19 protein-coding genes are annotated in these 21,235 nt (G+C 41.2%); 8 read left to right on the top strand and 11 right to left on the bottom strand.

The features are described from left to right. Positions 1-265: 265 nt before the first annotated feature. The 5 genes from ENH88_RS12180 to ENH88_RS12160 all read left to right on the top strand — a co-directional run bounded on the left by ENH88_RS12180 (position 266) and on the right by ENH88_RS12160 (position 3,887). The gene (locus ENH88_RS12180) at positions 266-1,780 is read left to right on the top strand and encodes a curlin (protein ID WP_304182519.1); all 1,515 of its coding nucleotides are present in this window, start codon (positions 266-268) and stop codon (positions 1,778-1,780) included. A gap of 72 nt (positions 1,781-1,852) precedes the next feature. Next, positions 1,853-2,218, top strand: a complete 366-nt coding sequence (locus tag ENH88_RS12175; RefSeq protein ID WP_304182573.1) for a curli production assembly/transport protein CsgE — start codon at positions 1,853-1,855, stop codon at positions 2,216-2,218. After that, complete coding sequence (locus ENH88_RS12170; protein ID WP_304182518.1) at positions 2,208-2,648, top strand: curli assembly protein CsgF; 441 nt, start codon at positions 2,208-2,210, stop codon at positions 2,646-2,648. Before ENH88_RS12175 ends, ENH88_RS12170 begins: the two co-directional genes overlap by 11 nt. Next, a complete protein-coding gene (locus ENH88_RS12165) occupies positions 2,649-3,422 on the top strand; it encodes a CsgG/HfaB family protein (RefSeq protein ID WP_304182517.1) in 774 nt (257 codons plus the stop codon). It begins immediately after the preceding gene. A 78-nt stretch (positions 3,423-3,500) separates the two neighbouring features. Then, positions 3,501-3,887: a DoxX-like family protein gene (locus tag ENH88_RS12160; protein WP_304182516.1), complete on the top strand. Its 387-nt coding sequence runs from the start codon at positions 3,501-3,503 to the stop codon at positions 3,885-3,887. Here ENH88_RS12160 and ENH88_RS12155 read toward each other — a convergent pair. The 6 genes from ENH88_RS12155 to ENH88_RS12130 all read right to left on the bottom strand — a co-directional run bounded on the left by ENH88_RS12155 (position 3,884) and on the right by ENH88_RS12130 (position 9,654). Continuing rightward, a complete protein-coding gene (locus tag ENH88_RS12155) occupies positions 3,884-4,255 on the bottom strand; it encodes a hypothetical protein (RefSeq protein WP_304182515.1) in 372 nt (123 codons plus the stop codon). The two genes, ENH88_RS12160 and ENH88_RS12155, sit on opposite strands and share 4 nt — an antisense overlap. Before the next feature lie 44 nt (positions 4,256-4,299). Further along, positions 4,300-4,761 carry an HIT family protein gene (locus tag ENH88_RS12150; RefSeq protein WP_304182514.1) on the bottom strand — a complete coding sequence of 154 codons (462 nt, stop codon included), beginning with the start codon at positions 4,759-4,761 and terminating at the stop codon, positions 4,300-4,302. Positions 4,762-4,900: 139 nt separating this feature from the next. Then, positions 4,901-5,593, bottom strand: coding sequence for a response regulator transcription factor (locus ENH88_RS12145; RefSeq protein WP_304182513.1), 693 nt, complete (start codon positions 5,591-5,593; stop codon positions 4,901-4,903). 195 nt (positions 5,594-5,788) lie between these two features. Continuing rightward, positions 5,789-7,288 (bottom strand): trehalase family glycosidase, encoded by a 1,500-nt coding sequence (locus tag ENH88_RS12140; protein WP_304182512.1) that lies wholly within the window; start codon positions 7,286-7,288, stop codon positions 5,789-5,791. Continuing rightward, positions 7,285-8,535: an MFS transporter gene (locus ENH88_RS12135; RefSeq protein ID WP_304182511.1), complete on the bottom strand. Its 1,251-nt coding sequence runs from the start codon at positions 8,533-8,535 to the stop codon at positions 7,285-7,287. Before ENH88_RS12135 ends, ENH88_RS12140 begins: the two co-directional genes overlap by 4 nt. 111 nt (positions 8,536-8,646) lie before the next feature. After that, on the bottom strand, positions 8,647-9,654 hold the full coding sequence (locus ENH88_RS12130) for a LacI family DNA-binding transcriptional regulator (RefSeq protein ID WP_304182510.1): 1,008 nt from the start codon (positions 9,652-9,654) through the stop codon (positions 8,647-8,649). 256 nt (positions 9,655-9,910) lie between these two features. On the opposite strand from ENH88_RS12130, the gene ENH88_RS12125 reads away from it, so the two are divergent. Then, the gene (locus ENH88_RS12125) at positions 9,911-12,178 is read left to right on the top strand and encodes a TonB-dependent receptor (RefSeq protein ID WP_304182509.1); all 2,268 of its coding nucleotides are present in this window, start codon (positions 9,911-9,913) and stop codon (positions 12,176-12,178) included. Between the two features lie 56 nt (positions 12,179-12,234). Here the strand turns inward: ENH88_RS12125 and ENH88_RS12120 are convergent, their stop codons facing one another. From ENH88_RS12120 to ENH88_RS12110, 3 genes are all read right to left on the bottom strand, one after another. Continuing rightward, positions 12,235-13,440: a sugar efflux transporter gene (locus ENH88_RS12120; protein ID WP_304182508.1), complete on the bottom strand. Its 1,206-nt coding sequence runs from the start codon at positions 13,438-13,440 to the stop codon at positions 12,235-12,237. A gap of 176 nt (positions 13,441-13,616) precedes the next feature. Next, positions 13,617-16,775: a M1 family aminopeptidase gene (locus ENH88_RS12115; protein WP_304182507.1), complete on the bottom strand. Its 3,159-nt coding sequence runs from the start codon at positions 16,773-16,775 to the stop codon at positions 13,617-13,619. Continuing rightward, a complete protein-coding gene (locus tag ENH88_RS12110) occupies positions 16,766-17,638 on the bottom strand; it encodes an ABC transporter ATP-binding protein (RefSeq protein WP_304182506.1) in 873 nt (290 codons plus the stop codon). Before ENH88_RS12110 ends, ENH88_RS12115 begins: the two co-directional genes overlap by 10 nt. Before the next feature lie 517 nt (positions 17,639-18,155). Here ENH88_RS12110 and ENH88_RS12105 point away from each other — a divergent pair. Together ENH88_RS12105 and ENH88_RS12100 are read left to right on the top strand one after the other, a co-directional pair. Continuing rightward, entirely contained in the window at positions 18,156-19,436 is a 1,281-nt protein-coding gene (locus tag ENH88_RS12105) for a sensor histidine kinase (protein WP_304182505.1), read from the top strand. Then, positions 19,433-20,107, top strand: a complete 675-nt coding sequence (locus tag ENH88_RS12100; RefSeq protein WP_064664580.1) for a LytR/AlgR family response regulator transcription factor — start codon at positions 19,433-19,435, stop codon at positions 20,105-20,107. Before ENH88_RS12105 ends, ENH88_RS12100 begins: the two co-directional genes overlap by 4 nt. Here ENH88_RS12100 and ENH88_RS12095 read toward each other — a convergent pair. Continuing rightward, positions 20,104-20,703, bottom strand: coding sequence for an SGNH/GDSL hydrolase family protein (locus tag ENH88_RS12095; RefSeq protein WP_304182503.1), 600 nt, complete (start codon positions 20,701-20,703; stop codon positions 20,104-20,106). The two genes, ENH88_RS12100 and ENH88_RS12095, sit on opposite strands and share 4 nt — an antisense overlap. Beyond that, positions 20,703-21,227, bottom strand: coding sequence for a DsrE family protein (locus tag ENH88_RS12090; RefSeq protein ID WP_304182502.1), 525 nt, complete (start codon positions 21,225-21,227; stop codon positions 20,703-20,705). The genes ENH88_RS12095 and ENH88_RS12090 overlap by 1 nt, the downstream gene beginning before the upstream one ends. Positions 21,228-21,235 lie beyond the last annotated feature (8 nt).

Below are 21,235 nucleotides of genomic sequence, written 5' to 3'. Positions count from 1 at the left end.
AAAAGATGATTTAAGTCTTTTTCAATTCACCATACAGTGATCATTCGTTGATAACTGTTACCACCTAGTGCAAGCAGTTTATTGCCACCACTAGGGTGCTGTTATCAGCATCACTCTTCACTCTCTTTTGCAAGAGTGGGCTTTTTTGCTCTTGATATCACAAAACTTAATCAGCAAGGCATGCTGAAATACAACAATGCAGCTTATTTTGATGCTTAATAGCACTGAAATAGCCGCTTTAATAATTATAAGTTAAGGAAAAATCATGACGTTAAAGAAATCATTATTGACATGTGCAATCGCAGTTGCATTAAGTTCAAGCTTTGTTGCACAGGCAAATATTGATGATAAAAATCAATCAAGCTCGGTATTAGCAAGCCAAGTATCTAGTACTGCGGTGGGTAATGTACTAACAATTGAACAAACCTCATTACAAGGTATCGGTAACGATGTAATGGTCACGCAACAAGGTGATGGCCTTGAAGCAAACGTGACAAGTTTAGGTGATAACAACAGCATTACCGTTGATCAAAAACAACTTCAAAACTTGTCGTTAACCTACACCACTGGCGATAACAACACATTAAATCACAGCCAAGATGGCGAGTTTAACGGTGCATTATCTGAAATTACAGGCAATGATAACACTGTCACAGTCGCGCAATATGGTACTGGCTTTTTTGGTATTAATAACGAAGCGATTAACGTAGTCCAAGGTGACAGTAACGACATTGCAGTAACCCAACAAGATGGCGGCCATTGGTTCTATAATTTTGATTTGCAAGGCAGTGGTAACCAAATTACCGCATCACAAGCGGGTCTTTTAAATGAAGCGACGCTGTCGCTGATCAGCGGTGACGAAAACACCATTGAGGTGACTCAAAACGGACTGTTTAACGCATTTACACTGAATGAGCTGGTTGGTAGTGCCAATGAAGTTGTGATCGATCAAGATGGTAATTTCAATGCCGTTACCGCTTTATCTATGCGTGGCGATGATAGCAGCTTAGAGATTGAGCAAGCGGGTGACTCTAATACAGCATCATTCGCGGCTGTTGAAGGTAACGATAACGACCTAGCAATCGATCAAGAAGGCGATAGCAATACCTTCACTTCAGAGTTATTTGCCGGTAATGACAATCAGGTTTCTGTTGCTCAGCAACAAGATAATAACCAAGTAGGAGCTGATGTACTCGGTGCTAACAATGAACTCACTGTTATGCAAAATGGCTCAATGAACGAGACCTACTTGGGCACAATTGGCGCTGACAATGAATTCTCAAGCATTCAAATTGGTAACCAAAACAGCGCCCATATCGCTAACTTTAATGGTGATGGCAATGATGTTGATTTAACTCAAGCTGGTGATATGAACACCGCATTGATCCAATCGTCATACCCTGACACATCGCTTACATCAAACGATAATGATATTAACATCAATCAACTAGGTAGCACTAACGAGGCTACTATCACCTTTGCAAGCGTAATTGACAGTAATAATAACACGGTCGATTTTGTGCAAAGTGGCGACCTAAATGCGATAGATTTAGTCATGGAAGGTAGCAACCACTCAATTGATATTGCCCAACAAGGTGATATGAATATGGTTGCCGGGATTGATGGCGGGGCATTTGTCGTTGGTGGTGACAATATCAACTTTGAAGTATCTCAAGTAGGTAACGGCAATTTGGTCGAAGGCTATATTACCAACTCTAATAGCTCAGTGATCATCACCCAAGTAGGTGATTACAACACGGCTACGGTGACCCAAGAATAGGGATATTGGGGGGCATGCCCCCCATATTTATTTAAACAGATGTTAGTGAAAACCTTTATTACTGCCCTAAGCATGTTGTTTTTAACCACATTCACTGCCTTATCTCAAGGTGCTGAGGAGTTAGAAATAGATGGCCTAGTGCTTGATCGCAGCATTAGTCGTTTTGGTCACCAGTTTTATTTTGAATTTTCAAACCTTTGGCGCGATCTACCTTCAACCGCTGGTTTTAATATCGAAATAAAAGAAACCGTACTTCCTCGTGCGGGCACACAACTGACCTTAGTAATGAATAATCAAATCGTGTATGTCACCTATTTAGGCCGTCGCTTAGAGCCAATAGATGAACGTGTGGAACACGCTTTATACAGTGTAATGGATGCAATGGCGCGCTCTAATTTGCATCAAGCTTCGCCTGATATGGCAAAAAATGGATGGTAAAATGACCCCCTACTCAATAAAAAATATAACAACAATACTAGTCCTGTTATTCCCTTTATCAATCTCTGCCACAGAACTTGTGTATACCCCCATTAATCCAAGTTTTGGTGGTAGCCCGCTCAATGCCAGTATGTTGCTTAACAAAGCACAAGCACAGAACAAACATAAAGCGCCGATCATTGAGCAAAGCTATGCGGAAAAATTTCAAGACTCACTCGAGCGAACTTACCTAAACCGTATGGTCAGAGAGATCACCGATATTGCCTTTGGTGAAGAGCTGGATGAAAGTATTTTTAACCAAGACTCTATATTCTTAAGCGGCGATTATGAAATTCAGGTGATCACCAGCACCGTAGATTCAATAACAGTGCGCATCACCAATACCACCGACAACAGTGTTGTGGTGATTGAAGTACCGAGGTTTAGCTAAATGAAATCGCTATTCATTGTCGTGCTCAGCCTTGTGTTATCCGCATGCAGTAGCATGGGTAATTTGCTCCCACCATCACCACAACAAGCAAACAGTTTAGAGCCAACCGAAACCTTTCAAGCGCTACAGCAATTACCAACACCTGCTGGGAGTATTGCGGTTTCAGTGTATTCATTTCGCGATCAAACAGGGCAGTACAAACCACAAGGTAACGTTAGTTCATTTTCAACTGCGGTCACCCAAGGCGCAAACTCAATTTTAATGCAAGCGCTGCACGAATCAGATTGGTTTTTGCCCGTTGAACGTGAAGGTTTACAAAATATCCTGACCGAACGAAAAATTATCCGCGCAGCACAGGCTGAACAACCCAATGCGGTTGAATTACCGCCATTGACCACCGCTAAAATCATTTTAGAAGGCGGCATTATCAGCTACGACACCAATGTAAAAACCGGTGGTTTTGGCATGGAATATTTTGGTATCGGCGCATCTGAGCTGTACCGTGAAGATGCAATTTCAATTTACTTACGGGCTGTAGATGTGCGTACCGGTCAAGTATTGCTCTCCGTTGCCACTAGCAAAAAAGTGCTCAGCCAAGAAATGCGCGCTGGTTTTTTTCGTTATGTAAGTTACAAACGCTTAGCCGAAGCAGAAGCTGGCTATACCGACAACGAACCCATGAGTATTTGCGTTACCCAAGCAATTGAAAAAGCCCTCAGCGATCTAGTCATTAAGGGCATAGATAAAGGTATATGGGCCACCAAGCGTAGTTGATCCCCCCAACGACAGCCTTACTGTTGCTAAGGCTGTATACTAATAACTAGCATCAATTGCATTTACCAAGGAAAGTATATGTCATCAGTCCAAATTGCCCGATACATCATTAGTTTTAGCTGGCTATATCACGGTATCTTGCCAAAACTGATTCATATCGCCCCACTTGAAAAACTGATGACGGCAAGCCTTGGCTTGTCAGAATCGATGTCCTACTTAATCACTAAATCGGCGGGTGTGGGTGAAGTTATCTTTGCCATACTGCTATTTGTATATTACCAATCAAAAGTAATCATTGTATTAAATATCATGGCATTGATTGGGTTACTACTCTTTGTTGTCGCGCTACAACCACAGCTTTTAATTGAAGCATTTAATCCCGTAACGACAAACTTGCCAATTATTGGCCTAAGCCTAGTGCTATTAAACAGTCTTAAGGCTCAACCGGAAAATAACCGCCGCTAGTAGTTATTGCCAACTGCAATGCATAATCCTGCGATGCCAAAAAAACATATCCACGACAAGTGCTTACCTCGAGTAAACGCCAGCGACAGAATGCCACTTAGGATAAACATCACAGCAATAATATGCAGAATATCAATGCTGTAATTGCCGCTTGGATTAAGTATGAAATAAATAATGGCAGCAAAGCCCCACCAAGCTATGGTGGTTAAATGCCAAGCAAATCGCAACACCCGCTTTGTAAACCAATCACTGCCTAATAATTTTGGTAAGTTGTCACGCTTAAATAAGCGGATCAAAATATACTTTTCACCCAAGTATGAGTGAACAACTCCGCAAAATATCAATAAAAGTGCTGCAGCCTCTAACATAGTGTTCCTTACATCCGCTCTAAAATAATCTAACGACTAAAACGCTAAGCATGCTCTCGAAGTAATTGAGCTAACGCGGCAAGCTCACTGTCGTCGGCTCTTTCACAATCATGAGATGATAAATAACCCTCATATTTTTCTATAAAGGGCCCGAATGTGGGTTCTATATGATGAAAATCAGAGCCACTGCCAGTGCCATGCATTGGTGATAACTTACTATGCAGGTGATCAATTTCATACCCTTCTAAAAACATCCCGGTTCGCCCCACTCCATCTAGTGCTGCGTCTAAAATAAGGGCTACTTTTTTAGTCGCTACTATCAGTTTTGCAAGTACTTGATCAGATTGTGCAAAGGCATAACTTGAAAGGTGCTGTTTAGGAATAACTACAGTCGCCCCTTTAGTATTTGGATAAATAGTTAAAAAAGCCAAATGTTCATCGTCTTCCCACACTTTATGGCAAGGCTCTTTACCCGAAACAATATCGCAAAATACACATTGCGTCATAATTCATTCCTTGAACTTCTCGATGTTTATAGCTATTCAGTGGTTAAAATAGCCATAAAGGTTTAAATTGAAAACAGTATAGTAAGCAGCAAATGTACCGATTGCAATTACATCCATATTTTTGCTTTACGCTGTTCGGTTAATTTTGCAATGGTAGCCTAATCGCCATATAGCGCTGCGCCCAATTAGATAACTCGATGCGATTGCGAGAGTTGGTTTTTTTAAAGGCGCTATAAAGGTGAGTTTTTACAGTATGATCACTAATATTCAAACGCTCTGCGATACTATGATTATTCGCTCCTTGTGCGAGTAAATAGATCACTGATTTTTCACGTTTAGTTAGATTTGATAATGCTTCATGTTCACTATCAGTATCGTGGTTAGCTTGCGGCTCAAAACGACTTACCATGGCCAGCACTTCATTAAATGTTGATGAAATAATTTTACGGCTAAACCAAAGTTCATCATTGATTATCCGCATTAATCCTGTGAACACATCTTCAGGAAGGTCATTATTATAAAAAACACCTTTAAAATTATTAAGTAACAGGTTTTTTTCACAAATAGCGTCCGACTGCGCATTAAACACAATAACCGGTTTCACTTTAGCCAAAGCCAGTAAGTCCGCTGGAATTAAGTTTTGCCAATTGCAGCCATTGCTATCAATTAAAAAAAGGTCAAACTCATTGCGATTGTTACAGTGCGGTAGACTATCATCCATTTTCACTTTGCTAAAAAATGCATCTAACGTTTTAATTAAATAGGGATAGCACTGAGATCGCACTGGCATTTTTAAAACGGTTTTGATAAATACAGAGGTTGGTTGAATCATTGCATCTCATCCTTGAAACATTTTGTTTACAATACCTAAATCAACTACAATATTCAACCTGTTTTTTTTCAAATCCATTGATTTATAAAGAAATAAAAATAGCTAAACGTCTAGACGTCTGACCATTAAAGGGTTTTCATAATAATCCCTTTTCATTAAGCCAATACAAAAACACAAACCTTTGTTACCAATAAATTATTTAGCTAAATTATAAAATCGTGACGTAACGCCATTGGTCCAACCAAAACCTTGCTGTACTTTATATTCACCCCCACCAGCTTGGTTTGCTAAATCGCAAACATTGTATTTTTCTAATAGACAACCATCGACCCTAAAGCGTGCTTCTATCATTTGCAGCCAATGAGATATAATAGTATTTGCATCAGCAACAAAGCCATACTGTCTTAAGCCCTGCACCGCAAACCACTGTAATGGTGCCCAGCCATTGGGGCTATCCCACTGTTGTGATGTGTCGTGTAAGGTCGTCACTAAACCGCCTGGTTTTAAAAAGTCTTGCATTACTTTACTGCTAACTTGCAGGGCTTGTTGCTCATTTGCACAGTTCACAAATAATGGTACCACCCCCGCAAGCGATAAAACGTTTGATTGCACGCTTTGCTTAAAGTTATAGTCGACAAAAAAAGCCTGCTCAGTACTAAATAAATACTTATTAATGGCAGCTTTTCGACGCGTGGCTTGAAGCTCAAAGTATGCCTGTTTATTCGTGTCGTTTACTATTTGGCAGTAAACACTCAGTTGTTTTTCAAGGTGATAAAGTAAGCTGTTTAAATCGATAGGGATAATATCGGTGGTTTGAATACTCGTTAGTTCACTGCTGTCTGCTAACCAACGGCTACTAAAATCCCAGCCTGATTCGCAAGCAGCACGAATATTACGATAGTAACTAGCTCGCTGCTGCTCAGGCAATAAAGCAGCATCGTGTAAATCTTCACGTAGCGATTCCGGCCTTGGTGTCGCTTCATCATCCCAATAGCGATTTAGCAAAGCGCCACACGGCATTTTAACCACACGGCGATGGGCAGGTATTTGCGCTGAAAGCAGCTCACCACCTTGCATCCAAAATTCATACTCGTGCTGCAACGCAGCTATACAATCAGTTAGCCAATTTAAGTCATGCTCATCGCGGTATTTAGCCTGCCAAAGTAAATCCACCATCAGCGCTAAAATAGGTGGCTGCGAGCGCGAGCTGTAGTAACTACGGTTACCATTTGGAATACAGCCATTACGGTTTTGCAAGTCAATAAAATTAGCCAGCATTGCGTCGATACTGTCAATATCACCAATGTCTTGTAAACCGAGCGCAGTGAAATAACTATCCCAGTAATATATTTCTTGGAAACGGCCACCTGGCACTATGTAGTTGTGCTTAAGCGGCATTAAAGAGCTACTTTTGACTGTGTCGGCATTACGCTGCAAGTATGGCCATAAACTGGCGATATAGCTTGGTGCATCGTCACTGCTAAGCTGCATTTTCGGTAATGCGGTAGACTCTAAAGTAAAGTGCTGTGCTACAAATTCTGCTAGCTGTTGCGTGGTTAATGGCTTTACTTGCAAGTAAAGTTGCGATGCACCTTGCCAGCTATCGTTAGCAATTGCATCTGCAAAAGTCTTACTGTCACTAAATATAGCCGCCAGTTGCACATCTAAAAATAATTGGCTGTTTACAAAATTCATATCATTCCTTTTTCTGGCACTGCGCCTAAATTCACTGTCATTTTTTTAAATAAAGTCACGCTTATCAATAATAAGCTGATGGGGATCAGCGTGAGATAAAAAGCATGTTGGCCGCTAAATTTATCAAAGATAAAACCGGTGATAACCGAACCTGTAGTTCCACCAAGTGCAGAAAACACCACGATGAGTCCGGTCATCGGCGCATGTTGGTGTTTAGCAAGTGAGCTGAGCATTACGGAGTTAAGTAATGGATAGAGCGGCGCCATAAAAAAGCCAATCAGCGGTAGCATATACGCTGCAAAGGGCACCTCAAAAACACTGGTTATGTGGCTGCCATCAACATCATGGGTCAATGGCAAAATTAACAGCACCAACGCCGCCATTGCAATTAAGCAAGTTAACAACAAGCTATACCAGCCCACAACGCGCAATAACTGCCCTGCCACTAATCGGCCAAACGCTAAAGCAGCGGCAAATAAACTTGCCAACTGAATGCTGACATCAACAGGTAATTTCAGCACTTGGTTGTTAAAGGTAGGCAACCAAGTCCCCACCCCTTGCTCGATCAGCACATACAAAAAAGCACTGATAATAAAAATAATCACTAACGGTTTATAAGCAAGCCTGAGCATGTCGATAAAAGCACGCCATTGATTACTTTGTAATGTTGCTTGTTGCGGCGCTTTTATCGGCGCGAGTAACACACTGACAAAAGCAACGCCGACTAGCACGGCTAATAAGTAATATACGTTCAACCACGAGGTACTTTGTGCGTTAGTAGGGTCAATAAACCCTGAAAACACCCAATAGCCCAATAACACCCCGAGCATAAATATACCTTCAATGGTGTTAAGCAGTGCGGAGTGCTTATTAGCGCTATCAGTCACTTGCCCTATGACCGAGTAAACCGAGATTTTCATAATCGCAAAGCTACAACCAATCACAGCAAACAGCAGTTTAAACGCATAAAACTGCGCAATTGATGGCATTATCAAGCACATCAGCGTTACCGCCCCCAGCGCCACTAACATCGCTAACTTATACCCTACGCGGGGAATAAAAGAGGCGACAACAAATGAAACTATTGCGATGGTTAGATCTTTATAGCCTTCTAAAACAGAGGCTTGAGTTTTAGATATGTCAAAACTATTGATGGCTTGTAAAATGACCGTGCCAACACTATTGAGCAAAATAGCAAACACGAAATAGCTACATGCCAACGCTATGGTTATTCTTATTGGATTCATACACGTTAACCTGATGTTGATTTCTTTTAGCATAGTGTAGCGGAAAATAAAATGCAAACGTTTGCATTTTAAATTTCAAAAATGAGTTAATTCACCCTACTGATCACCAGCTTAACCTTTGCTAGATTGACGGTTAATTAACTCTATTTCAACAACTTGCGATTCAGCTGGCTGGCCTTGCAATTGTGCTAATAATTTTTCAACCAGTAATACTGAGGCTCGCTGCGTGTTTTGTTTAATACTCGAAAGCGATGGATGGCTCACATCTGCCATCGCAATATCATCAAAACCAACCAAAGCAACGTCATTTGGAATACTGATATAGCGCTCTTTTAACGCTTTCATTGCGCCTAATGCCACCATATCACTACAGGCCATAATGCCATCAAAGCATAAACCTTTTTCAACCAACAATTGGTTGATCCCTTGGTACGCTGCACGACTGGTAATATCGATGGAAACTACGTGTGGTGTAGCTTTCGCGGTAGTTATTGCAGCAAGATAACCTCGATAGCGCTCACCTATTTCAGCATGCCCTGGATCTCCTAAAAACAGGATGTTTTTAGCCCCCCCTGTTAATAAGTGCTCAGTCGCTAAGCGCCCACCAACAAAGTTATCACTGCCTACAATGGGATAATTACTGGGGGTTTTTGGGTCACCCCAAACAACTAAGGGCACACCGGCATTAGCGGCGGCTTCAATGTTTGCCGGATCTTTGCCTTGTCCAACCACGATAATGCCATCGGCACGGCGACTATTGATAAAGTAATTCGCCCAGTCATCACCGGCCATAAAGGAATTTGACAGCAACAGTTCTAACCCTTGTTTATTCAACGCGAGGTTTATTTCTCCGACGACTTTGAGTAAAAATGGGTCATTAATTGATTGCTCTGTGCCACTGTCAAAATTAATGATCACGGCGACTACATTGGTTTTTTGCGAACGAAGGCGACTCGCTGCGGTATTTAAACTGAAGTTATGTTGCTTAGCTAATTGCTTTAATTTATCTCGCGTTTCTTTTTTTATCAATGGGTTATCATTTAATGCGCGAGAAACTGTCGAGGTTGATACACCCGCAAGCTTGGCTAGATCCGCTAACTTTAGTTGTTTGTTATTCATTGCTAAGTACGCAGCCTTCCTTAAATCGTGAAGCTGTAATATACCACCATTATTAAAATTAGGCTGCGCCAAGGCTTAAATTTCATAATAAACATCAGGGTGTATAAAAATAATACAGAAAGTTGTAAAAAATAATTGCAAACGTTTGCATAAAGTTCTAAGGTTTAAAAGAACACAGCATTAACATTTTATTAAATTAGTTAGTGCTTTGTTATTTATAGTTTTTTAAATAACGAACAAAAAATGGGAAAGCAACATGACAACAACACACACACCAAGCAAACTTGCTGGCGCTATTTTTTTAGCGCTATCCAGCCAAGCTGTATTTGCTGATCAAGACACAAATAGCAAGCAAACGACCACAGATAAAAAAGTTGAACGCATTGTCGTCTCTGGTACACCTGCGGGTATAGGCGTTCGTAAAATTGATGCCAGTTACGCGGTTACCAATATTGATGCCGAACAAATAATTAAACTTTCACCAAAAAGCACCGCTGATTTGTTTAAAGCCGTACCCGGTGTGTGGGTAGAAAGCTCAGGCGGTGAATCGGGTGCTAATGTGTTTGTACGCGGCTTTCCTGGTGGTGGCGACGCGCCATTTTTAACTTTAAGTCTTGAAGGCTCACCCGTTTACCCTGCGCCAACATTATCGTTTTTAGAAAACTCGTCACTCTTTAGAATCGACGAAACCATCGAAACCATGGAAGCACTGCGTGGCGGTCCAAACCCTGTGGTTTCTAACGGCCAACCTGGTTTAACCACTAACTTTCGTTTAAAACGTGGCAGTGAAGACACCCAAGGTTTGTTTAAATACACCACCTCTGATTACGATTTGCAACGTGTTGACGCCGTTGTCAGCGGTGAAATATCAGATGACCTTTACTTTATGGTAGGCGGTTATGTAAAAAGCTCACCAGGTATTCGTGATGCAGGCTTTACCTCAGAGAAAGGCAGCCAATTTACGATTAATATCACTAAAGAACTCGATAACGGTGAAATGAATTTCTACACTCGCCAAACCGACGATCATGGCGCATGGTACTTACCCACGCCGCTCAATGTTGATGGCATTGATGCTGAGTACACCCAACTTGGCACGCTAAATCGCCAAGCGACCATTTATACTGGGCCAAATAATGACGCGCACCAAGTTGATATTGGCGATGGCCGCGGTTGGGATGGCCATGTATCGGGTGGTAGCATTAAACTTGAATTTGACAATGGCTGGACTTTTTCAGACCGCTTTAATATCACCAAAGGCGATGCCAATACATTGGGTTTAGTGCCAGCAGGCTCCGCGACTACACTAGGTGAAGTGGCTGATAATGGCCAGTCTGCGACAGGCGCCGCGACAGGCACAACTTACGCTAGCAATACACCCGTGCAGCAATTGGGTCGTTGGGTGGTACTCAAAGAAATTAGTTCATTTACTAATGACTTAGCATTCTCTAAGCAGTTTGAAGAGCTCTCTGTTGCTGTCGGCTATTACACAGCCAGCACTTCAGCCAACGACTGGTGGAGCTTAGGCAATACCGCCTATCATGTATTAGAAGCGGGTGGTGAAATGCTCAATGACATCGCTTGCAACGAAAGCACTGAAGGCTGTGATTTTAATTACGACATTAATTCATCAGGTGATGCACGCACTAATGCTTTTTATAGCACAGCACAATATAAATTAAGCCAAGCTCTCATCCTTGATGGTGGCCTGCGTTATGAAAGCCATGATGTAGAGTACAGCGTAGACGAAGGGCTTGATGGTGTTATTAATCAAACCGTGCAATATGATGAAAGCAAAACCTCATGGACTACCGGTTTAAATTACTCTCTGAATGATGATATGGGCGTATTTGCTCGTGTTAACCGCGGCTACAAAATGCCTTACTTTGATGACTTTAGAGATAACTACGGTGCATACCAAGGTGGCGAAAAGCTAATAAAAGAAGTCACCCAAGCTGAGCTAGGTTATAAGTTGATGACACAAAACACTGACTTTTTTGCCACTTTATTTAGTAACGAAGTAAAAGGCGATACCTTTGTACGCCGCCCAGGTGAGCCTGCGGAAATTTTAACCAACGAAGCCTACGGTATTGAGCTTGATTACAACTTTAATCATCAATCGGGATTTTCGGTTAACTTAAACTCCACCATTCAAGAAACCGAAATTACCGAAAGCCCAACAAACAAAGGCAAAGAAGCACAACGCCAACCGAAATGGCAAGTACGCGTAACACCAAGTTATGACTTTGAAATAAACGGCATGTACGCCACACTCTATGGTACTTTGTCAGCGGTTGATGACCGCTTTGGTAATAACGAAAACACCGTAACACTCGATGGCTACGAAAAAGTTGATTTAGGTTTTATTTTGGAGCCAATGGAAGGGATCAAACTGCAATTAGCCATTGATAACTTAACCGACGAGCAAGGTATTACCGAAGGCGACCCACGTAATGCCGACGCCCCCAATGGCCGTTACATCATGCCGCGTACAACACGTTTAAGTGTCAGCTACGAATTCTAAATTTATCTCCTTAGATCAATACCCAAAGCCGCGGTGGTTAATACACTGCGGCTTTTTTAAATCACGCTTTGCACTAAAAGCCGCTCTTGTGACTCGCTCTCTTGGCGCTTGAAATAACTAAATATTAATAAGCAGCTCAATGCAAGGCTTGCCGCAATAAGCGAGCCTAGGGTAGCAAAGCGAAAACTAAACCACTGGGCAATTAAACCGGTACTAGCGGTGCCGAGCATCACCCCGACTTTAATGGCATTGCCATAAAAAGCAGAGGTAAAACCAATTCGTGATGGCAGTTGCTCTTGTAAAATAGTCAGGCCGATCCCCGCAAAGATCCCATAAAAAATAGCATTAACACCTTGTAGTACAAAGAATTGCCATACTTGAACGGCAAAAAATACGCCAATATAGAACAACATAGCGCAGCTAAAAGCAAAACCTAGCAAGGCTGTTTTAGTGATACGCTTGCTGAGCTTGGCGCTATACAACATCACAGGGATCTCAATTAATGCCACCATGCCCATAAATATGCCAGGCATATTATTAGCAAAGCCCAGTTCATTTATTGTATAAAGTGGTAAAGCACTGGCGTACATAATATTACCAATTGAAGCAAATGTGATAGCAGCCCCTAAGGCCCAAAAAGAGTGATTGATCGGCTGATTGGGCTCTACTTTTTTAGCTCTGTCGTTAGCATTAACGCTGGGCAAAAACTTTATCGCAAAAATTAATGCCAATAACGCAAACGTAGCTGCGGTATAAAATGAGCGACTAAAGGCAACCCCTGACGCAAGCAAATAGCCAAGTGGCGGGCCTGCGATCCATGCAAATGAAATGGCGGCTCTCAGGCGAGTATTAAACTGGGTGATATCAATATGCTCTTGCTCATCAGCCCACTGGCGAGCCATAGTCATAACTTGCGGTATCGCGGCATTGCCCATTGACAGCAACAACACGCCGGCTGCAAACACCTGCCAAAAAGATGTTGCGTTAGCGAATATGACTAACGCCAGAGCCATGCCTGAGACCGCAATCATAAACATTTTTTTAGCACTTACGCCCTTATCAGCCAATCCGCCTAGCCATTGACTAAAGAGAATGCCCATTAGCGTGACACCTGTGGTGTATACGCCCAAATAAATGGGTGGACTTTGTAAGCCTTCCACAATAAACAAACTCATTAGTGGATTAACAAATGCACCAATTAAGCCCGTTAATAAGCTTAACAAGATAAATACCACACCATATTGTTTGCATATCGACTTCAAAAAACACCACACAGACACTAAAAATAGGCCGCGCATTATACGCGGCTTTAAGTAATATTAAAATACAAAGTGGGTTATTTAATAATCACTACAATTTACATTAAGCACATTTTACCAGTCATTAAACTACGCATAAAAACACAGCCACAGCTTATAAACTGTGGCTTTTTGTTCGCTCAAACATCTAAAAAAAGCGTATTGATAAGTGCAATATGCTGTGCTTCAACTTGTTGTTTTAACGCCTGAATAAAATCCATTGCCGTTGCAGGTCGGTTTGGATACGCATACTCTTGCCATACTGATTTAAGTGCGCTAATTATAGCTTCATCGCCTATTTCAGCTCTTAACTTAGCAAATACGATCGTTGCTTTTGAATATTGATCATAGCTTTTTGTTGAATCAATCAACGCCATTTTAGCGGCAATATCCATACGCGATGCTTGCTTGTAGCGCTTTGTTTCATAATCAACTAATGCGTTCATAGCGGCTTTACCGTAGCGCTTTTCTATGATCACTAGTTCGATATATTTGGCCATCGACTCAACTAAAAAAGCACTGTCTGCAGGCACACTATTACCAATATCATGACCAAACCACTGATGCGCAGTTTCATGCACTGCACGGCGATAACGCTGATCAAAGCCAGCATCATCGCTTGGTCGAGCCCTAAAACCCACTTTATCTTCAATTAGTATAATTTGCGGTAAGGCATAGCCAGTACTCCCAAACGGCGCAGTAGCAACTAAGCTCAATTGCTTGGCTTTATATGCAACAATATTATTTTTAAACCAATCAAGTGTGTCGCTGATCGCTTGTAAATTAACGGCGGTTGCATCGGCACGCTCAAACACATCTTGATTTTTTGCGAATACTTGTAAGTTAACACCGTCATACTTTTTAATTTCAGCAGTAAAAGGCACTGACAGCCAAGCTGGTAAGTTATTAATGGCAGACAATGTTTTAAACTTAAAAATTTCACGGCCCTGTTCAAATTGATGTGTAAGTTGCTTTCCCTGTGTCACTATTTGATATCCTGCTGCCGTTGATACTGTGCTCGACATCGTTATGCGCTCATAGTGCTCTGGTCTATTTTGCCCTTTAGTAAGTAACGCTGAAGCTAAAGGGCGAACCTTTGGCTGCAAACCATATTGAGCTCGTAAGCTTGTATCTGTTAACTCATAGTTGATTTGATAGCCAATGGTTGGCAGCACGGGAACTGCTCGAATATAACTAAACTCAGAGGTAATTATTTGATGCCCACCAGCTGGCCACAATTTCGCTTGATGTACTTCAAATTGTGTTGTTAATTGCCGTGTTTCATGCGGTTTTATTGCTACTGCAAACTCATACACAGCTTGATTTAATTCAGGATAAAAAGCGATTTGTGTCGCACCTGCAACCTTCACATTCGCCCACTTATAAAATCCCGCTCTGCCGACTAAAATTTGCTTAATTGCCGTTGGATGCGGATTCTTTAAGGTGTACGTAAGATCAAACTTGGCAAACTGCTGATGTGGATAAAAGTCAATTTTTGCATCAATATGGCTAACCTGAGGTTGCAATTGATGCTGCCAATCTGCAAAGTTTTTTTCATAATTGGCTTTAAAGGCTTCACGTTTATGTGAATTAGTGAGCGGTTTTTCGTCAACCAAACGCATATGTAATTGCACAAATAGACCGATTGAGAGAAGTACAGGCAGTATTAACCATGCATCTTTTCGCTTAACAGCACGCCTGCCAAGCCCTGCACCGCGATGATTAAATGCGCAACTTAGCAATATAAAGCTTATGCAGGCCACCAACCACACCGACATATATGGCCAATAACTATTCAAACTTGCACGATATTGCCAAAATTCATTAGGTGGTTGTAAGGGGGTCCAAGCTAGACTCCAAAATGTATGAGTGAGTCCTAAGTAAGTCATAACTGGTGTAAATTTGAGTAATAACATTACAAAAACAACCAGTGCTGCAATCAGTATTGAACGACAAAGATTAAACACACACACCGTTACCCATGCAATTAGCATCAGCGGCAGTGCCGTTAAACATAGCACATATACATGATCATACGCTTGATATTGACTACCATTAAACCACTGCGCCAAAGAAGCACCAACAAAGCTCATAGTTGAAAAAATAATAACTAATGTAGTCAGTATCAGTAATTGACTAGATAAAATAGTGGCCGTTTTAACTGGCGTTACAGCGATTAACTCAGCCATATTAAAACGCTTTGCATAACAGCTTACCTGCCAGCTCCAAAGCACCATCAATAAACACCCAAACAGTATTTGCATATCAAACGCATAGTGATTAATTGCATCGATGCTGGTTGCGCTTATTACACTCAGCGGCTCTGCATAATCAGCAGAAGAGGCAACACTATTGAAAACCATGGCAGGCCAAACTAATAAAATTAATAGTGTCATTGGGTGTTTTAAAACATTGCAAAGCGCTGCTTTATAAAATGCGAAAAATATCGGCAGTTTATGGTTTATTGCACTCGCAGGTTGATACGAAACACTTGCTACTGTCACTGACTGTGAATAGCTCAGTGCATTTTTTACTGGCTTATTGAACGAGCTAAAAACGCTACTCGCAGCAACCGCACTACAATAGATAACGGTTGTGAGTAACAATATCAGCACCCGATTAACGGCTATAGCCCAGCCCTGAGGCTCAATAAAGCTACCTATAATCGCGGTGTATGCGAAAGGATCTAACCATACAAACAGTTGATAACTGGTTTCACTGATAATACTACTTCCCGCTAATATGGGATTGCCTGTAACACTTGCAAGCAGTAAGTAACCAATCCATAAAACTGAAAATACAACATAGTTCACCAGAGCACTGCTGAATTTTTGGCAAAACCAAAATGCAATTACGCCAAGCAAGCAACTATTAGGAAGCAACACAAACAGGCTGTTCCAAGCCAGTTGGTTGATAATTTGCCAGTCAAAACCTTTGCTATGCATTTGCATAACCACCATTACCAGCGTACTGATAAGCGCAATCACAAACACACACAACACCAACGTACCTACACGTAGCAATGCACTTTGTTTAAACGTGATAGGCGTCACTGCCACCAGCTCTTGCATATTGTGTATTTGATCACGCAAAAAAAATGTCGGTGCTAAAGCTCCTGTAAGTAAAGTTAGTTGCATCATGTGTAGTGCAACTAAATGGAGCTGAAATTGGTTTATAACGTCGCTGCCTTCGACGGCTAAACCTGATGACAATGTAAACGCAAATAGCGGGGCGGCTAAAAAGCAAAGCCACACCAAAGGCTGGCGAAACACATAAGCTAGTTCGTTGATCAGTCGCATGTGTTACTACCTCGCGATCTCAACTCATAAAAGTATGTATCTTGCAGCGTCACTTCAGCAGGTATTGCGTGTTCAGCGGGCGCCACTCTGGCATAAACACGAAATAACGGTTTACCGTATCGATAACTTTGGCTTAATACAACGGCCCCTTGGGGTAATACGGTAGGAAGGCTTTTTAGCAGCCATACATAACCATGTAATAGCTTTATTAGTGCATCTACTTCGCCACTTTGAATTAACCGACCTTGATTGATCATCGCGACAAAATGACACTGATTTTCTATATCTTCCACAATATGGGTAGATAACAGCACCAGACGCTGCTTACTAATCGTTACGAGTAAATTATTGAGACTTTCACGCTCTGCGGGGTCTAGCCCAGCGGTTGGTTCATCTAAAATAATCAGCTTAGGATCACCTAGCAACGCTTGAGCAATACCAAAGCGTTGTTTCATCCCACCAGAAAAGTGACTCACCTTTTTACTTGCAAATTGAGATAAGTTTAACAGCACTAAGAGATCACTTATTTGCTGCTTCCGCTCTTTTCTATCAAGGCCCTTTAAAATTGCGATATGCTCCAGCAAAGCAATACAACTCATATTTGGATAAACACCAAATTGCTGCGGTAAATAGCCTAGTTGCTTGCGCATTTCATCGGGATGTTGCAACACATCTAAACCGTTAAAATCTACCTGACCATTATCAACGCTTTGCAAACAAGCAAGCGTGCGCATTAAGCTTGACTTACCCGCGCCATTTGGCCCAAGTAAACCAACCATTCCGGTTGGTAAAGTAATGGAAATATCACTTAATGCTTGGGTCCCATCTGCATATTTTTTATTAATATTTGTAAGTGTTAGCATCGTTATGTTCCTCAATTGACGAGTAGCCACATTAAGCAACAGCTATACAATCAGCTAGCAAGTAATGATCAACACCTAAAACTAAGGGATAAAAGTAACCATTTGACACTTGTCATTAAAAACCTCACTTTCATCATTATCTGCGTGTTTTAAACAGCATAAACACTAAACTGCCCCAGAGTTTGAGTAATTATGAACTCTAAAAATGTAAATTTACGAGCGCAAAGATGTGTTTTAGGCTCTTAAAGGTTAAAGTAATATATCAACTGAATTTAAATTGGAGTTAAATGTGCAGGCGGTTATTTCCTTTGTATCACAGCGGATTAAGGTAAAATATGTTATTGCATTGCTGCCTCTTTTTGCTGCTGTTTTGCTTGAAGCCCACATACGCTACCTATCTTTAAGGCTCAGCTCACCTACACTTTACTTACAAATAAATGCGCAGCTACTGTTAGAGTGCCTGCCTTTTTTCATTGCGCATGTTATGGCATTTAAGCGATCAGCAAGGCTGGCTGTTATGATCTGGTTGTTAGGCTTTATCGCTTACCCTGCTTTAATGTACACAGTAAATACGGTGTTTTCACAATTTGCCAATTGGCATTATCTTGAACTGCAAGGTTGGATTTTATGCACTGGGGCGAGCATTATATGGCTGATATCTCAACGCACCATAACGATTCAAAAATCACTAATTACCCAATGGCTTAGCTCATTAATATCATTAGATAATGTAGTGCTGATAATACTCTTTTGCTGGTCATTTACCATTGCTGGAGTACTCAATACGCATGATAATCCTTTACTAAATCAACCTTTCGCATTGATTTTTGAACCCAGTAAAATAGTTTCCCAGTTTAGCCAATTTTTTGCTTATTTTTGGCAACTGAGCGTTTATGCAGTGATTATTTATGGCCTGTATCTATTTAACCGCTATATCCTTATTCGTCATTTACTCGCGACTCACGGCGTGTTTACCTTTGTCGCTGCATGCATAATTTTTATAGCGGTTTTGACCCCTTTATTAACCGCAATAGTGCTTACCCTACCTATAAATGATCTACCCACAAGCATTGCAAACCTAACACCCAGTGGCAACCAAAACATTTTTAGTAAGTATAACTATCAGTTTATGCTGCTCTTTCTTGTTATAAGCACCCCCATTATTTTAGCGTTTGAGCGCCAACAGCAACAAAGTAAGTTTAATGAAATCGCCAAGCAACAAGTCCAAACCGAGCTAAAATTACTACAACAACAAGTTAATCCACACTTTTTATTTAATACTTTAAATAACTTATATGCACTTACACTGACAAAATCAGACCAAGCACCGCAATTAGTGCTGCATTTAGCTGATTTACTGCGATACACCGTTTATGAAGGTCAAAAGCCATCTGTTCCATTAGCAAAAGAGCTAGACTATCTTAAAAACTTTATCGAATTACACAAAATTAGAAGTGCTCATCAATGTAAATTTAATCTAGTTTGGCCAAGCAATTCAGAGACGTTTAACATAGCGCCGTTACTACTGATTATTATCGTTGAGAATGCCATAAAACACGGTGTTGAACCCAGCTCAGATGCAGCAGCAATAACGATTAAAATTACTATCAATGACAACATATTAACGCTTTATTGCGCAAACCCAATTAGACCTAAAATGGCCAAAAACAAACGGGGGATCGGGCTTAACAATCTACTAAGACGGTTAAAACTTTTATACCCAAATAAACATTCACTCACAACATATGAGCAAGAGGAAATTTGGCAAACAACACTGACATTGGAGCTGTCAAAATGATAAAAGCAATCATCGTTGATGACGAGCCACTGGCGCATCAAGTAATTCAACATCATTTAACAGCACACAGCAATATTAATCTGATTGGCCAATACTATAGCGCTAAGGATGCCTTATGTGCGCTGGCGAAATCAGACATTGAGTTAGTTTTTTTAGACATTAATATGCCAGAGTTAACAGGGCTTGAGCTATTAAAAGCACTCGCGGATCCTCCGCAAGTGATCATAGTGAGTGCCTATCAAGACTATGCCGTAGCCGGCTTTGAGCTGAATGTAACAGACTATTTGCTTAAGCCTGTTTCAGCACCAAGGCTGAGCCAGGCACTCAACAAAGTGTACCAACGCACTGCACAGCCTTTAACTCAACAACCCAAAACTATTACCCTCAAGGTTGACCGAGAAAAACGTAAATTCACCTTAGATACTATTGAGTACCTTGAAGCCTACGGTAATTATGTAAAGTTGCATCAGGTACACAACACCACACTTGCCACAACAACACTGAAGCAGCTTTCTCAGCAGCTAGCAGGTTCATTTATACAAATTCATAAATCGTACTTAATTAATAAAAGTAAGGTAATTGCTGTTAACAATGAATATGTTGAACTCAGTAGTGGGGCTATTATTAAAATTGGCAAATCATATAAAGAGCTCTCTCGTACCCTACTTTAAAATAATGCTAATAAGCGCTTTGCAAGCAGCTTATGCGTTTTACAAGGCCAATGTACTCCCTCATTAGGACATGCAGAGATAAGTGCAAAGCCGTCTATAAACAAACAATCTTGACGACCTGCCACTATTTTAAACTCTATAGATAATTGCTTTGCTTTATTGCTTGCACCTGCGTAAATGTTTTTGTAGTTGCCCACTTCATACACCTTTGGCGGACTCAAGATGATTATTTTTGGCTGTGTTTGGCCGTGATAAAAAGCTTTAATAGCTAAAATCAACTCCTCCAGCGCCTGTGTAATATCGATAGCAGAAAGTGTAAAGCGTGCTTTTAAATCATTAGTACCAAGCTGAATAATAATTACATCAACTGTGTGCGCTTCCAGATACGCTTTTAAATACTTAATGCCTGATTTATCACCACTAAATGGCGGATCTTTAACTAAGGTTCTATTTGGCTGCCCCGCTTCAATCACTTGGTGTTCTGAGCCTAGCAATTTTGCGAGTATGCTCGACCAGCGCTCAGTTTCAGCCAGCCGTTTACCGTCAACAGGGGAAATTCCAAAGGTATTGGAGTCGCCAAAACACAGAATATTCATCAGAACGGGTTCAGCGTATAGCCTTGCTGCTGTAACTGCGCATGAGCGGTCATTGCAGAAAGCGCCATTTTCACCCCAGGGATAAGCTGCTCCGGCGCTACCTTCATATGCATTGCCGACTGCCCACACACATACACAACGGTGTTATTCGCAAGCAGCTGTTTGAGCAAGGATTGGTTTTTATTATCAGTATCAAAGCGGGCTTTATAAAAACTGTTTTCAAGCACATCAACACTCGCACCACCGTGTATAACTAACGCCAGCTGAATGTTTTCTGGCTTCACACCATGAGCCACATGCATATTAATAAAACGCGCTAACGAATTAATGTGATTATTTTGCGCGCCTTTTTCAGCACCATCCCCTACATCAAAGGCAATTTTAAACTGCGCTTGGCTTAAGTCCGACACATGCTTTGCTACATTGTAAAAATAACCAAAATCTTTGATAACAGGAGTTGGCTCAGCAGCGATCGTTGTTAAGCTAGTTATAAGAAGGCTAAAGCCTAAAAGTAACGTTTTCATAAAGCATC

It is taken from the genome of Pseudoalteromonas prydzensis (genome assembly GCF_011050055.1).
GTDB classification, from domain to species: Bacteria; Pseudomonadota; Gammaproteobacteria; order Enterobacterales; family Alteromonadaceae; genus Pseudoalteromonas; species Pseudoalteromonas prydzensis_A.
Note: the sequence above shows the minus strand (reverse complement) of the source record. Positions and strands in the feature narration are given on the sequence as shown.